Raw genomic sequence first — 14,859 nt, forward strand, 5'->3', positions numbered from 1 at the left:
GGCGCAAGTTGGACCGCGATCGCAAGGAACTCGTTGACATCATAGTCCGGCAGGTGATCGAAGCCCTGCGTGGGGACGCGACCGGACCCGGCCGCGAGACGACGGCCGAGACGGCTCCAGAGGCGGCGCCGTCGGCCGACCCGGCCGGGCCTTGTGTGCTGGTGCTCTTCACGGGTGGGACCGGTTCTACGGACACCGTGTCGGCACAGCTCCGGGAGATTGCCGCGATGCCGGTCCGCTTCGACTGTATACTCTCTCGTGCCGCCTCGCGGGTCCTGGGCCGGGAAGTGGCGCAACAGCTGGGCGCGGTGGATCTCATCGATGAAACGAAGGGTGCCTGTTCAAACCCGTACGACCTGGTCAACCGCAGCTCGGTGGTGATTGCGCCGTTCCTCACCCAGAACACCGCCGCCAAGGCCGCCCTCGGCATCAGGGATTCACTCGTCAGCGATGCGCTGGCGTGCGCGTTCCTGCTGAGAAAGCCGGTAGTGCTGGTAACCGACTCGCTGGCCGTTGAATTTGGTCCCGCCGCTTACAGGCAGACTGTCCTGCGACATATCAGGACGCTGGAGTCCTACGGAGCGCGGACAGTGAAGGCTGGGCGTCTCGCCGCCGGGGTTGCCAGATACTTGAGGCCCGTTGCGGGCGCGCCTGCGCCGCGGCCCTCACCCCCCACGGCGCCCGGAAAGGCGCTCGAAGCCAGGCTCGTCGATCTGCGCTGCGCCATGGACTGGATGGGACGGCACAGCGAGAGCCGGTCGCTCGGGATCGGCGAGCGGGCCATAGTGACACCGCTGGCACTGGACTACCTGAAAGAGCGAGGTGTCCTTGTGGAGAGGGTGGTGGAAAAGGCGGCGTCATCCTCGTTCAGGGCAGGTGATGTGAGTGATAATCGGACGGGTCAAGGGGAACATCTGGGCCACTCGTAAAGAGGAGTCGCTGAAGGGCTACAAGCTTCTGCTGGTCCAGCCCATCGACCTTGCGGGGGAACCCTCCGGGCGCGTACTCGTGGCGGGCGACAAGCTGGGGGCGGGCGAGGGTGAACTGGTGCTTGTAGTGCACGGGAGTTCGGCGCGGATGGTGGCCGACGGCAGGGACGTCCCCATTGACGCGACGGTCGTGGGGATCATCGACACCGTAGAGGTTGAGAGGGCCAGGGTCCTGAGCTGTGATGAGGCCGGAGCGCGGGAGTGACGAGATTGGCCGGCTTCCATTCGGAAATAGGGCGCAGTGCGCGTCAGGCTGGCGTGGTTGGAGCGGGCGGGGCCGCGTTCCCGACTTACGTCAAGCTGGAGAGCCAGGCGCAGGTATACATAGCCAACGGCGCCGAGTGCGAACCGCTCGTGCACGTGAGCCAGGAGATCATGGCGAGGCAGGCCGCCTCAGTAGTGCGGGGGCTGCTGTACGGCATGGAGGCAACCGGAGCGTCGAGGGGGGTAATCGCGCTCAAGAGCAAGTACCGGGCGGCCGTGGCGGCCCTGAAGGCCGCCATCGACGGTCTCGCTCCGGCCAACGGCGACCGGCGTACTGTAGACATTTTCCTGCTTGGCGACTTCTACCCTGCGGGGGACGAGCACGTCCTCGTGTACGAGGTCACTGGCAGGAGGGTCCCCCAGGGTGGTATACCGCTCTCCGTCGGCGTGGTTGTCAACAACGTTGAGACCCTCGTGAACCTCGCCCTGGCGGTCGAGCACGGGGAACCCGTCACAGGCAAGTGGGTTACGGTCGCGGGCGCCGTTGCCAGGCCCATAACCGCGCGGTTTGCAGTTGGGACTTCGTTTGGCGAGGCGATCGCGGCCGCAGGCGGCGCCACTGTGGCATCGTTCAGGATCCTGGACGGCGGGCCGTTGATGGGGAAGATGGTCTCAGCACTGCGGCATCCGATAACCAGGGCGACGTCGGCGATCACCGTCATGCCGGAGGATAACGAGTGGATCAGGAGGCTTTCCGCTCCGCTGGACGTCAGTCTCAGGCGTGCCCGCTCGCACTGCATTCAGTGCATGGCATGCACCGAGTTGTGCCCCAGGTACCTCCTGGGACACCGGCTGAAGCCGCACGGGCTGATGCTCGAGGCGAGTTACATGCTGAACTACCCGGGGCGTTTTGAAATGGCGGCGCTCTGCTCCGAGTGCGGGGTATGCGAAGCGTACGCCTGCCCGTCGCACCTTGCGCCCAGGCGAATCAACGCCAGGTTAAAGGTGGATCTGGCCGGCGCCGGCCGGCGGCCGGAGTTCAGCGACATGAGACCACCGGATCCGGCCAGGGCCTACCGGCTGGTCCCGACGGGGAGACTCAAGGCGCGTCTCGGTCTTGACGCTTACGACGTCGAGCCAGAGTTCTCAGGCGAGGCGCCGGTTCCGGTTGAGGTTACTCTGTTGCTCAAACAGCACGTCGGAGCTCCATGTCTTCCGCAGGTCAGGGTCGGAGACCAGGTAGAGAAAGGACAGGTGGTGGCCGACGTGCCGGCGGGGAAGATGGGGGTACCCGTCCACGCTCCAGTTTCCGGGGCAGTTGAGCGAGTTGACGAACAAGCCGTGGTCATCCGGAGGAGCAGCGCATGAACAACGCGATCGGCCTGGTTGAGTGCATCAGTATAGGGCGCGGCTACGAGGCGGCCGACGCCATGGTGAAACGGGCGGGGGTCACCCTGCTTGCCTGCAGGACTGTCTGTTCGGGCAAGCACATCACCATGGTCGGCGGGGACGTTGCCGCTGTCAACGCGTCCGTCGAGGCCGGTTTGAAGACGGCTGAAGGCTCGGTCATCGATCATTTCGTGATCCCCAACATCCATGAGTCCATCATCCCGGCCATCCTCGGCGCCTCACCCGTCGACATCAGCACCGGGCAGGTGTCGCTCGGCATAATCGAGACCTTCACGGTCGCTTCGCTGATACTTTCGGCTGATGCGGCGGTGAAGGCCGCCAACGTTGTGCCGGTGGAAGTCCGTGTCGCCATCGGGATCGGCGGGAAGTCGCACGTTACCCTTGTGGGCGAGGTATCCGCTGTCAAGTCGGCGGTCGAGGCCGGGGCCAGCCTGGCGGCGCAGAATGGGCTCCTCATTTCGAAGGTTGTTATCCCGTCTCTCAGCGCAGACGTGCTGAGGGCGATCTTGTAATGGGTCCGGGCAATGGGGTGGGGTCCAAGGAGGGATAAGGATGAAGCGCCTGGTTACTGCCAACGAAATCCGCGACATGTATTTCGCCGGCCAGAAACACCTGGTATTGCCGGAAGGGGCGATCATCACGCCCGGCGCGAAAGACCTGATCTATGCGTTCAATATCGAGGTGGCTTACGGCGAACCCGGCGGCGCGGAATCCGCGGATTCCGGGCCGGCGGCAGCGTCCGGTGATAACCTAGTCACGGCGGTCGCGCGCGTTGTGGACAGCGTGCTGGCGGGCGCCTCCCCTGGCGACAGGCAGAGGGTTGTTGAGGCCGTCATCGACCAGCTGTCCGGGAGGACACGGGAATGAGGCTCACGACCAGGTTGTTCGGCAGACAGTACAGGTTTGAGTCCGTAAAGGAAGTGCTTGGCAAGGCTAACGAGGAGAAATCCGGCGACGCCCTCGCCGGTATCGCGGCCACATCCGCGGCGGAGAGGGTCGCGGCCAAGAGGGTGCTTGCCGAGATGACTGTCGAGGACCTGCGGGAAAACCCGGTTATCCCTTACGACGAAGATGAGGTTACGCGAGTCATCGACGACGCCGTCAGGGAACCCATCTATCAATCCATCAAGAACTGGACGATGGCGGAGCTCAGGGAGTATATCCTCGACCACGCTACCACCGGTGAGGGCATCAAGCGAATATCCAGGGGACTCACGAGCGAGGCAGTCGCCGGCGTCGCCAAGCTCATGTCCAACATGGACCTCGTTTACGCCGCAAGGAAGATCAGGATCACCGCGAAGGCGAACACCGAGCACGGCGGGCCGGGGGTCCTCGCGTTTCGCCTCCAGCCGAACCACCCCACCGACAGCGTTCCCGGGATACTCGCATCCGTAATGGAGGGGCTGACGTACGGTTGCGGTGACGCCGTCCTCGGGATAAACCCTAACGAGGACACGGTGGAGAACACCACTAAGCTCATGAAGGCTGCCCACGACTTCGTTGAGACGTGGGGAATCCCCACCCAGACCTGCGTCTTATCACATATTACGAGCCAGATGACGGCCGTAAAGCAGGGGGCGCCGGTGGATGTGTTTTTCCAGAGCGTGGCCGGGACCGAGCAGGCCAATACGGTGTTCGGCATATCGGCGAAGCTTCTTGACGAGGCGCACGAGCTGATCAAGAAAAAAGGCCTGGCTACGGGGCCGAACCTGATGTACTTCGAAACGGGACAGGGCTCCGAACAGTCCCTGAACGCGCATCACGGCGCAGACGAGATGACGCTTGAGGCGAGGACCTACGGGTTCGCGAAGCGCTATGACCCCTTCATGGTGAACAATGTCTCCGGATTCATCGGTCCCGAGACACTGTATGACGGCCGGCAGATCATCAGGGCGAGCCTCGAAGACCATTTCATGGGCAAGTTGACGGGCCTGCCGATGGGTATGGCCCCTTGCTACACGAACCATACCAGGGCCGATCAGAACGACCAGGAAAACGCAATCATGCTGCTGGCGCTGGCAGGGGCGAACTACTACATGGGCGTGCCGGGCAGCGATGATTGCATGCTCAGCTACCAGGACACCAGTTATCACGACGACGCCACCCTTCGAGAGCTCCTGGGGCTCAGGCCGGTACCGGAATTCGAGGCCTGGCTGGAGGACATGGAGTTCATGAAGGCGGGCAGGCTCACGGAGAGCGCCGGTGACCCATCCGTGTTCGCGAAGAAGTCGCCTCCCCGCGGAAAGGGGGCCTGCAAGAATGGATAAGGCCCTGGTTGACCTGATCGTCCAGGAGGTGTCGAGGAGGATCGGCCCCGCTGCGACCCCGAGGAGCCCGGTTCCCGAAATCTGGGATGCCGAGGAGGACTGCCAGCGGTGGAGGTTCTCGGTACTCAGCAATAGCGGCAATGACTGCCTCAGCGACATTACCGCCTATGACATAAAGGAGAAGACCTTCGTCAGAGACCCGGCCGACCCCGAGTACCTCCGCCAGCTCAAAAAGAGCACTCCGGCGCGAATAGGCCTCGGGAGAGCCGGTCCCAGATATCTCACCATCCCGTGGCTGCGGTTCCGGGCCGACCACGCTCAGGCGATGGACGCGGTTTTCTCCGACGTCCCCGCGGCCTTCGCCGAGGAACTCGGCCTCGTCTGTGCCCAGACGGAGTGTTCGAGCAAGGAAGAGTACCTGCAAAGGCCCGACCTCGGCCGTCGCCTTTCCGGGCAGGCCAGGGCAGTTCTCGAAGGAAGGTGCGAACACGGGATGCAGGTCCAGGTGGTCGTAGCGGACGGACTCAGCTCATCGGCGATCCTCGGGAACGCCAGGGACTTCCTGTCATCTCTCAGACAGGGTCTTTCCCATGAGGGCCTGCGCGAGGGGACTCCTGTATTCGTCAGGTATGGCCGCGTCGCCGTCATGAACGACATCGGTGAGGTCCTGAGGCCGGAGGTGGTAGTTGAGATAATCGGGGAGCGGCCGGGCCTGGTCACCGCCAGGAGCATGAGCTCGTACATGTGCTACAGGCCCGGAGCGAAGACTGTCGAGTCGGACATGAGCATGGTCGCCAACATTCATTCCGGAGGGTTCCCGCCCGTTGAAGCGGGTGCGCACGTTGCTTCGATGGTGAAGCAGATCATTACCGCCAGGGCGAGCGGTATCAAACTTACAACGGGAGGTGCCGGTTGACTGCTAAACCTGACGTTCCGATGCTAGCTAGAGAACGTTTCAAAGGAGGATGCGCATGGCTAATATAAGCCAGATCATTGTGACTGTGATGGCCTGTTTCATGATCCTGGGGGCCATCGACAGGATCATCGGCAACCGGTTCGGGTTGGGCAAGCAGTTCGAAGAGGGCTTCATGGCCATGGGTCCCCTTGCCCTGGCCATGGTGGGTGTGGTTTCATTGGCTCCCGTCCTGGCGACGTTGCTCAAGCCGGTGGTCGTACCGGTCTACCAGGCGCTGGGCGCCGATCCCGCGATGTTCGCTACCACCCTCCTCGCGTGTGATATGGGTGGCTACCCGCTGGCGAAGGAGCTCGCGCTGACGCCCGAGGCGGGGAAATTCGCCGGCATAATCCTGGGCTCGATGATGGGGCCCACGGTGGTCTTCTCAATCCCCGTTGCGCTTGGGATCATACGGTCGGAAGACAGGAAGTGGCTTGCCCTGGGGATGCTCGCCGGGTTCATAACGATACCCATTGGGTGCTTTGCTGGCGGGCTGGTGGCAGGGTACGGGATGGGCATGATCGTGTCCAACCTGGTTCCAGTGGCGATTGTATCCATACTGATCGCCCTCGGCCTCTGGAGAATCCCCACCAGGATGGTGTCGGGTTTCCAGAAGTTTGGGACGGGCGTAGTGATCATGATCACAATCGGGCTTGCAGCGATCGTATTTGAGACCCTTACAGGGGTGGTCATTATCCCCGGCATGGCTCCGGTTGAAGAAGGCATCAAGATCATAGGGGCAATAGGCATCATGCTCCTCGGCGCGTACCCCATGGTCACCGTCATAACCAGGGTGTTCAACAAGCCGCTGCTCACGCTGGGCCGGAGCCTCGGAATGAATGAAGTCGGCGCGGCCGGCCTAGTGGCCACCCTGGCTAACAACATCCCGATGTTCAACATCATGAAGGACATGGACGACAGGGGCAAGGTGCTCAACGTGGCGTTCTGCGTAAGCGCGGCGTTCACGTTCGGGGATCACCTCGGGTTCACGGCGGGCGTCGAGAAGGAAATGATCCTGCCCATGATCGTCGGGAAGCTGGTGGCCGGCGTGACGGCCATCCTGGTGGCCATTCTAGTGGCTCCAAAGCCCGACGTGAAGACGTAATGAAGCAGGCAGTAGGATCCGATGCCTGTGACGGCGGGACAGAGCGATAACGCCAGGATACTGGTGGTAGGCGCTCCCGGAAGCGGCAAGACATCGCTCATACGGCGGTTGCTGGACCTGGGCGCGCCCGTCACCAAGACACAGGCGCTCGAGTTCTACGACTTCGCGGTCGATACGCCGGGGGAATATGTCCAGATCCCCCGGCTATTTTTTGCCGTCCTCAGCCAGGTGGGAGACGCGCGGGGCGTCTGGGTGGTGCAGGACGCCACGGCGGCAAGACCTACCGTGCCGCCCGGTTTTGCATACGCCTTCCGCGACAGGGCGGTGGGCATCATCACCAAGATCGATTCCCCCCAGGCCGACCTCCCAAGAGCCGAGCGCTTTCTCGCCGGCGCTGGCGTCCCCGGGCCGTACCTGCGGGTTTCGGTAGTCACGGGAGAGGGTGTGGATCGGGTTGCGTGCCTGGCAGATCGCCGGAAGACGTGAGCCGCCTGGAAACGCTGCGCCGCCCTCCCCGTGAGATTCAGAGGAGACTGCAGGGACTCGTCGAATGTGTCATACAGCACAAAGGCGTGGACAGCTACGAGGGTGTAGCCACTGCAGGGAGGTGGCTATTTGTTTTATGGACAGCCGTGAGATCCAGAGGATAGTCAGGGAAGTAGTCGAGTCCGTGCTGGGGGGCGCCGCAGGCTGTGCTGAGAAGGAACGGGGCAAAAACCCGGGGGGAAGGGCTGAGGGAGGCGACCGGGGAGTCTTCCTGATAAAGGGCGTGGAAATGAGCCTGAAGCAGTTCGACCTCGTGCCGGGGGTCAACGCGCGGCTGGTCGATTTCGTCAACTCGTCCCATGGATGCTCGATGGCGATCGGGTTAATGGAACTCCGGGAATGCACGTTTGACTGGACCCTGAACTACGAGGAAGTTGACTACGTGCTGGACGGGACCCTCGACATCATCGTCGGGGATCGTACTTACAGGGCTTTCAGCGGGGATGCCATCTTCATCCCGAAGGGCACGAGCATAAAGTTTAGCACGCCGGACAGGGCGCTGTTCCTCTACACCACCTATCCGGCTGACTGGGCAAACCAGTGACACAAGAGGGATTTCGAGCCCAATGAGGCGGGGGTGGCCATAGCGGAACCAGGATTTGCGCCGGACGTCTCTACACCCGGAACGTCAGGAGGTGGTACGCGTCTCTCATATGGTTGGGCGGTACCGTCCTTCTATGGCTCACCCGTTTCACACACAGCCTTGGGAGTACGGTGGGGGCTCCCGTATTACGTATTCTCTCGTGCGGCATCCGTAATTCCTCGCTTCCATGGGAATGACGTTCTTCACATCCCTTCTGTATGCACGAGGCGACCTGCCCATGATGAACTGCGCTTTGTTCTCCCTTGCCGGGCTATGGCTATCCAGGGGGCGTCTTCCTCCGGGACAGCAATTGGGGCCAGGCATGCAACTCCAGAGGAATGCGTCCTTTTCCAAGGGTGATCGGCTTGTCCTGGAGGGAGAAGTCGTAAAGGATATTCAGATTACCACAAAGTAATACAATATCGAGACCAAGTCGTTCCCATTTGAGGTGAAGTAGTAGACTGCTGCCCCTCCACCATATTGAGGTACAGGATGGGAATCATGGTGACACACGCTGATCGCAAGGTTTTCAAGGGACGGCTGTTGGCAGACGGGATGTGGGCCGTGCACCTTCTCTGGGGCTCGTGGAGCATGGCATCACTGGGCGGGGGTCTGTGGATGTGTTGTCTTTCATCCTCCCAGCCTGATGGCCTGGCGTTCGCCGGGTTGATGTTTTTGTGTTTCAGCATCTTGCCCCTGCTCATCTGGGGGTTTGCCACACGCCCAATAGTCCTTCTCCCAGATGGGGTACGAATCAGGAACACCGTCCTGGGGAGCACGCTGGCCCCTTACGAAGAGATCGTGTTTCTGGGGGCCGGCTCGGAGGGGCTTGTGATGACCCAGGAACGCGATTCCCGAGTTGGCCGGGTCCGGCGCAACATCTCTCTGCCCCGCTGGGTAGCCAGCCACGAGGGTTTCCTTGAAGAACTGAATCTGAGGTCGCCACGGCTCCAGATCCGGAAGGAAGGACTGCGCAAGTATTCAATTATGACCTTCACGTGGGTGGTGTTTCTCCTCTGGATTACGGTGGGGGTAGCCATCTCCCCCGGCTTCTACGTGCCTTCGTGGCAAGCCAGTCTATCGTGGTTGGGCCCCCGTGGGCTTGCTGCGATTGAGGTGGGTGGGTTTGTCGGCTGCATGATCTATATGACGATCGCCCAGAAGCGGTGCAAAGGTCCATGATGGGGTGAACCCCCGACAGCCCCATGAGTGGACATCCAGGGGTGAGGTGATCCGATAATGCCCATAATACTGGCCCTTCCCGTGCTGTTGGCGGTTGGGTGGCTGATCCCGGGGCGCCCGCGTAGAGCTGTGCGGTGGGTCACGTTGTTCCTCATGTGCGTGGTTTTGCTGCCCTGCCTGATCCTGGTGGACACCGCGGGCTGGACCGCCAGGGCGATGCTTCTTGAACCCTCCTTCCACATTTCGATGCTTAAGAAGGTGAACATGTACAGCGCAGCGGCTGCTTTTCTCGGAGAAGCCGCTTCTTCGGAGCTGCTCAAGAAACCCGATCTCAAGGCGTCCGAGCGCGACGCGATCGCGCAAGTAATACGCGCGGCCATGTCGGAAATCGTATCCCCGGCGTGGATCGAAGAGGAAGTAAACCGCCTGCTCACAGGGTCTCTGAAGTTCCTCAAGGAAGGCGGTCCGGCGCCGGAACTCGGCATAAGCCTGCGGGAGCGTAAGGCAATGGCCATTGAATACCTGACCACACAGAAGATCCCGGCTCCGTTCCTGGCTGAAATCAAAAAGGCCATATCCAATCTTCCCGACGGCGTTCCGCCCAGCCGGTTGCAGGCGGAACAGGCGGTGATGGCGATGTCCCGGATTCGGCCGCAGGTCCAGGCTATCATGCTCGCTGGACCCGCCGGGGCGCTGGCGACAATGTTGTTGGTTCTGCTGGCCTGGCTCGTTGCCGGAAGAGGACGTGGGATCGCCGCATGGCTCGGCGCTGGATTCCTCGCGGGAGGAATCGGGGTCACGGCGCTTGGCATGACGGGCAGGGTGTCCCTGCTCGGCATGACCTCCGGATTCCAGCTTTCACCTCCCTTCAACGCATTGCCGCTCCAGGCATGGGTGGAGGCCACCGTCTTCAAGATCCTCGCTACGTGGCAGATAGCGGGAAGCGGGATAGCGTTTGCGGGGGTTTTGCTGCTGGTAATCCCGTTCATGGCCAAGCGAACGCCCTCCGGCGGTGAGGCACTACGGGGATGACTGCGGATGCAGCGCCCCCACTGTATCATGACCAGGACCGCGCGCGTCCGCGTGACGGCTGGAAACGCATAGAACCTCGCTGAAGAACACCGCGCTGCTCTCTTCCGCCTTCGGGCGAGAGTGAAGCGCGGTTTCTGCTTTTCATTCAAAGGGGCCAAGACCTGCCTCATAGTGATTAGTCAGAGTCACGGAGAGACGAGGTACGGAGGTGCTCCGGAGACAGGTTTGCAGGAATAGGGACACTGGGTCGGGCGCTCGCCGAGCCTGGAACCCCAGGGTTGTGGTGAAGGTGGTTGACGACGGAGGTATGGGCCTCCGCGACGCCAGGCGCTTCCTCATAGAAAGGTATCTGGTAGAACGAGGTTCTCAAGAGGCGAAAGGGGCGGGAAGCCGTGCTTGCGGTGGTGTACGCGCGAGTGTCCACCGAGGAACAGGCTGAGCGCGGTTCCTCATTGGAGGACCAGGTCGCCACCTGTGAGCGCCACGCACGCTCACTGGGCGCCACGGATGTGGAGGTTCACCGCGACGTGGCTTCGGGGAGCGTGCTTCAACGGCCGGGCCTGGACGCGCTCCGGGACAGGGTGGCACGGGGTGGTGTGGACCTGTTCGTATGCTTCGATCCGGACCGCCTCGCCAGGAACCTGTCCCACCAGCTACTGCTTACCGAGGAGTTCGAACGCGCCCGCGTGAGCCTCGAGTTCGTTAACTTCGAGTGGAAGAACACCCCGGAAGGGAAGCTCTTCTATTCGCTGCGGGGGGCGATCGCCGAGTACGAGAAGGAGAAGATCAGGGAGAGGACGACCCGGGGAAAGGTCCGGCGGGCCCAGGAGAAGCGGCTTACGCACAATCCGCGGACCTATGGCTACAGGTATTGTCCGCAAGAGAAAACCCTCGAGGTCCACCCAACTGCGGCTGCCGTTGTGCGTCAAATCTTCGACTGGTACGTCAGCGAGGATGTGGGGTGCCACGGAATAGTCGCGAAGCTTAACAACATGGGTATTCCGTCTCCCCAGGGCGTGGTGTGGCAAAGAACCACGGTAAGGCGGATCCTCGCGAACACGGCCTACATTGGGGTCATGTATCTGCGCCGGTACGACGCGACAGGGGTCAAAAATAGCCGGCGACTTCCACCTGCCCAAAGGGTGCGACGCCGGGTGCGACCCAAGGAAGAATGGATAGGGGTTCCCGTTCCGCCGATCGTGGACCTGCAGACATTCGAGAAAGCGCAGGAGAGAATCACCTTCGCGCGGCGCCACCATGCGGGCTTCTCCCGCGCCGAGTATTTGTTGAGCGGGTTGGTGGCGTGTGGGCTGTGCGGGAGCACGCTGCACGGAAACCTGAGTACCGCCCATGGGACGAAGCGCCGTTACTACGTGTGTACTGCCAGGAGCCCGGGCAAGGCGAACCTACCGAGGTGCCATCTTCCGTTTATCCCGGCCGGCCTGCTTGAATCCATCGTATGGGAGGGGGTTATGGGGTGGCTTCGGGACCCGGGAGCGCTTGAGCGGGACATCCTCCAGGGGACTCGCGAGATGGCGGGGCCCCTCGAGAACGCGTTGCAGGGCGTCAAGGTACAGATTGAGGACTGCGCTGAGCAGAGGAACCGGCTGGTCGAGCTGTACCAACGTGGCCTTGTGACCGTGGAGGAAGTGGAACGCCGCTTGAGGTCACTGGTGGCTTTCCTCTCGGCACTGTTAGCCAGGCGAGTGGAGCTCGAGGAAAAACTTGCGCGAATCACCCTGACGACTCAGGATGTGAACGATTTCAGGGCTATGGCTACCCACATATTGAACTACCTGGAGGCGCTCGACTTCGATGAGCGCCTGAACATCGTTCGGAAGCTCGTAACCAGCGTGACCGCGAGTCCCGATGTGGTAATCGTAGAGGCGCGGCTTTCGGGGAGTGGGGAGGCCAAAATCGGCCCTCCCAGCAGCAAGCGGAGGGAGCGGGGATTGTACGCCGGCCCGGTGCCGGCTCAGATACCCGATTAGGATTCCAGGAGGATCATAACCAGCGTGGCGGCGAGCCCCCTTGGAGCAGGCCGCATCGGTCGATCTTCCGGACGTCGCTTTGAGGGGCTGTTCCGTCTATCGACGCTATGCCTATCTGCGGGAACACCACGCCATCGAGTGAATCGTTATCTGAGGCACAGTGATGGAGTTCGACGTCGAAGCCACGGTCCACCATCGCCTCGGCTATTTTGGACAGGAAAGTGGACTTGCCCACGCCCGGACCACCCTTTATTACGAGGATACGCGTGGCGTCGGCCGTCACGATGTGATCGTAAAATGAGAAGAACCCCCGCGGGGTGTTGTTACCCGGAAACACGCGTTTGACGTAGCCCTTCTTGTTGTTCCCCAGACCACCGTTCCCCAGACTACTGCCCACCTTCTACCCCTCCCATGCCGGCAGGCCGCCCTTAATCCGGGTTATTCTATTTGGACGCGACCGGGCCTGTGCCTGTTCGCGGCTTGTTTCGGCATAATTCCTGCGCTGGATGGGGACCACTAGCCACGGTCGCCGCGTTGGCTGGCGACGCTTCAATTACAGTCACACAAGTGGAAGGGGCTGAAGAGATGAGGGTACCGGTTGGCATGATTCTCCTCCTTGCCGCAGCGATTCTCGTCTACTTTGGGCTGGCGCAGCGCGTCCTCGACAGGATGCGGCTCAACGACAGGACCGCCCTGGGGTTCATCGTCGCGCTCATCGTGGGCGGTTTCCTGAACATCACCCTCGTGAGGACTCCGGCTGAACTCATGCTCAACATAGGAGGCGGGCTCGTCCCGTTGGCCCTGGCCATATACCTCCTGAGCACGGCGGATGAGAGAACCGAAAGGGTTCGGGGGACCATCGCCGCCGTGGTTACCGGAGCCGCCATCTACGGCGCGGGGAAGCTGTTGCCCGCAGAGCCTCCCGCGATGATGATCGACACACTGTACGTCTCCGGAATAGTCGGCGGTGTCATCGGTTATCTCGCGGGCAGGTCGAGACGAGCGGCGTTCGTGGCGGGCACCGTCGGGGTAATACTGGCCGACATCGCGCAGTACATCGAGCTCCTGACGAGGAGGATCCCCGGCAGGACGTGGATCGGCGGCGCCGGCGCGTTCGACGCCGTCATCATAGCCGGGATCATAGCCGTTCTCCTGGCGGAACTCGTCGGGGAGAGCCGTGAGAGGCTTCAGGGAGGGACCGCCAAGAGGGACGAGAGGGGTCCGAAGACGTCGAGGCTGACGGGCATGCTCGGCGGCGACGACGAGGATTCGCCCGGGGAAGGACGCACGGATGCACGCCGGGAGTCTTGCGAGACGCCGGAATGCGAAGACCCGTATGAGGGCGGTGATGATCTGTGAGAGAGGCCAAATACCGCTGGGTGATACTGGCGATCATGCTGGCCGTCGCGTTCGGGGCGGGGGCTATTCGGGAGCGGTCGGATAGGGCGGCTTTGTTGTGGCCCGCAGCCTCCGTCGCCGGCCCCCACGAGGAACTGCCGACGGGAGAGTACGTCACCGTCGTGAACGAGACAGGGGCTGTCATTTCGCACACCGGCCACGTGCTCGCTGCCGGTGACGAGTTCGTTTCCGCCGACAACAAGCGTTACCAGGTGATAGAGGTCGCGGGTGGCAAGGCCCGCTGCAAGCTGGTGGGCACCGTCACGATCGAGGAACCGGTCCCCGCCGCTCAGGCCGCGGGGGTAGGCGGGGCGCAGGCCCCCGTGCCCGGCCGTGGGGCGCCGGCGAACTCGGTCGGCATATATCACACTCACTCCGACGAGGCCTACGTGCCTACTGAGGGGAGTGAGAGCGTGAGGACGGGCGGAGGGGTGATCAGGGTCGGCACGGTGTTGAAGGACGCGCTCACGGGCAAGACCATTCACGCCGTGCAGGACCCGACGAGCCACGCTCCGCACGACGCGATGGCGTATGCCCGGTCGCGCAGGACGGCTGCCAACCTTGTCGGCCAGGCCCGTGCGGCGCTGTTCGACGTGCACCGCGACGCGGCGCCACCGGGTGAGTACACGAAGCAGGTTGCGGGCAACAGGGTCACGCAGATAATGCTGGTGGTCGGCAGGCAGAACCCGAAGTACCAGACGAACCTAGAGTTCGCGAAGCGGCTCAAGACGGCCGTCGACAAGACGCATCCCGGGCTCATCAAAGGCATACTGCTCGCAAGGGGCAGTTTCAACCAGGACCTGCACGATAGGGCGCTGTTGCTCGAGGTCGGGGCCGACTCCAACAGCAGGGAGGAGGCCGAACGGGCGGTACGCCTTCTGGCGGACGACCTCCCGAAGGTGGTCGGGGCGTCGACGTTGCCGGGGGGTGGCCTTACGGGCACCACCGGAGCCCAGGGAAGGAGCGCGGCAAGGGCGCTGGGCGGAATCCTGGTCTTACTCGGCCTCGGCGTGGTGGGTTACCTGTTCATCTCGACTGGCGGACTTAAAGAGGCCATGTCGAAGGTCGGGAAGTTCGGCGGGCGCGAACTCGCGAACTACCTGGGCGGGCACAGCCGGCGGCGCGGCGGCTCCGGGGGCTCGCGCGGCAATCGCGGCAATGGCGAGGAGAACAAGGGTGGCTGCGGCAGCTGACAGG

General features: G+C 62.5%; 15 protein-coding genes and 1 pseudogene. 15 read left to right on the forward strand and 1 reads right to left on the reverse strand.

Annotated features, from left to right (window positions below; all coding sequences use genetic code 11):
• Positions 1-8 precede the first annotated feature (8 nt).
• From HPY55_12000 to HPY55_12060, 13 genes are all read left to right on the forward strand, one after another.
• The gene (locus HPY55_12000; protein NPV71348.1) at positions 9-929 is read left to right on the forward strand and encodes a hypothetical protein; all 921 of its coding nucleotides are present in this window, start codon (positions 9-11) and stop codon (positions 927-929) included.
• Positions 886-1,194, forward strand: coding sequence for a EutN/CcmL family microcompartment protein (locus tag HPY55_12005; GenBank protein ID NPV71349.1), 309 nt, complete (start codon positions 886-888; stop codon positions 1,192-1,194). Before HPY55_12000 ends, HPY55_12005 begins: the two co-directional genes overlap by 44 nt.
• Before the next feature lie 5 nt (positions 1,195-1,199).
• Positions 1,200-2,561: an electron transport complex protein RnfC gene (locus tag HPY55_12010; GenBank protein ID NPV71350.1), complete on the forward strand. Its 1,362-nt coding sequence runs from the start codon at positions 1,200-1,202 to the stop codon at positions 2,559-2,561.
• The gene (locus HPY55_12015) at positions 2,558-3,115 is read left to right on the forward strand and encodes a BMC domain-containing protein (GenBank protein ID NPV71351.1); all 558 of its coding nucleotides are present in this window, start codon (positions 2,558-2,560) and stop codon (positions 3,113-3,115) included. Before HPY55_12010 ends, HPY55_12015 begins: the two co-directional genes overlap by 4 nt.
• A gap of 40 nt (positions 3,116-3,155) precedes the next feature.
• On the forward strand, positions 3,156-3,470 hold the full coding sequence (locus tag HPY55_12020; GenBank protein ID NPV71352.1) for a hypothetical protein: 315 nt from the start codon (positions 3,156-3,158) through the stop codon (positions 3,468-3,470).
• Positions 3,467-4,870: an ethanolamine ammonia-lyase subunit EutB gene (locus HPY55_12025; GenBank protein ID NPV71353.1), complete on the forward strand. Its 1,404-nt coding sequence runs from the start codon at positions 3,467-3,469 to the stop codon at positions 4,868-4,870. Before HPY55_12020 ends, HPY55_12025 begins: the two co-directional genes overlap by 4 nt.
• Positions 4,863-5,786 (forward strand): ethanolamine ammonia-lyase subunit EutC, encoded by a 924-nt coding sequence (eutC, locus tag HPY55_12030; GenBank protein ID NPV71354.1) that lies wholly within the window; start codon positions 4,863-4,865, stop codon positions 5,784-5,786. The genes HPY55_12025 and eutC overlap by 8 nt, the downstream gene beginning before the upstream one ends.
• Before the next feature lie 55 nt (positions 5,787-5,841).
• Entirely contained in the window at positions 5,842-6,930 is a 1,089-nt protein-coding gene (gene eutH, locus HPY55_12035) for an ethanolamine utilization protein EutH (protein NPV71355.1), read from the forward strand.
• A gap of 21 nt (positions 6,931-6,951) precedes the next feature.
• Positions 6,952-7,416, forward strand: coding sequence for an ethanolamine utilization protein EutP (locus tag HPY55_12040; protein ID NPV71356.1), 465 nt, complete (start codon positions 6,952-6,954; stop codon positions 7,414-7,416).
• Positions 7,417-7,552: 136 nt separating this feature from the next.
• Positions 7,553-8,020, forward strand: a complete 468-nt coding sequence (locus HPY55_12045) for an ethanolamine utilization protein EutQ (protein ID NPV71357.1) — start codon at positions 7,553-7,555, stop codon at positions 8,018-8,020.
• A gap of 543 nt (positions 8,021-8,563) precedes the next feature.
• On the forward strand, positions 8,564-9,241 hold the full coding sequence (locus HPY55_12050) for a hypothetical protein (protein NPV71358.1): 678 nt from the start codon (positions 8,564-8,566) through the stop codon (positions 9,239-9,241).
• A 57-nt stretch (positions 9,242-9,298) separates the two neighbouring features.
• On the forward strand, positions 9,299-10,273 hold the full coding sequence (locus tag HPY55_12055) for a hypothetical protein (GenBank protein NPV71359.1): 975 nt from the start codon (positions 9,299-9,301) through the stop codon (positions 10,271-10,273).
• 392 nt (positions 10,274-10,665) lie between these two features.
• Positions 10,666-12,264 (forward strand): recombinase family protein, encoded by a 1,599-nt coding sequence (locus tag HPY55_12060; GenBank protein ID NPV71360.1) that lies wholly within the window; start codon positions 10,666-10,668, stop codon positions 12,262-12,264.
• Between the two features lie 82 nt (positions 12,265-12,346).
• Here the strand turns inward: HPY55_12060 and HPY55_12065 are convergent.
• Positions 12,347-12,634, reverse strand: a pseudogene (locus HPY55_12065) (hypothetical protein).
• 215 nt (positions 12,635-12,849) lie between these two features.
• On the opposite strand from HPY55_12065, the gene HPY55_12070 reads away from it, so the two are divergent.
• Together HPY55_12070 and HPY55_12075 are read left to right on the forward strand one after the other, a co-directional pair.
• A complete protein-coding gene (locus HPY55_12070; protein ID NPV71361.1) occupies positions 12,850-13,623 on the forward strand; it encodes a DUF1614 domain-containing protein in 774 nt (257 codons plus the stop codon).
• Positions 13,620-14,855: a stage II sporulation protein P gene (locus tag HPY55_12075; protein NPV71362.1), complete on the forward strand. Its 1,236-nt coding sequence runs from the start codon at positions 13,620-13,622 to the stop codon at positions 14,853-14,855. Before HPY55_12070 ends, HPY55_12075 begins: the two co-directional genes overlap by 4 nt.
• Positions 14,856-14,859: the final 4 nt, after the last annotated feature.

The organism is Bacillota bacterium, from assembly GCA_013178305.1.
In the GTDB taxonomy this organism is placed as follows: Bacteria; Bacillota; Sulfobacillia; order JABLXB01; family JABLXB01; genus JABLXB01.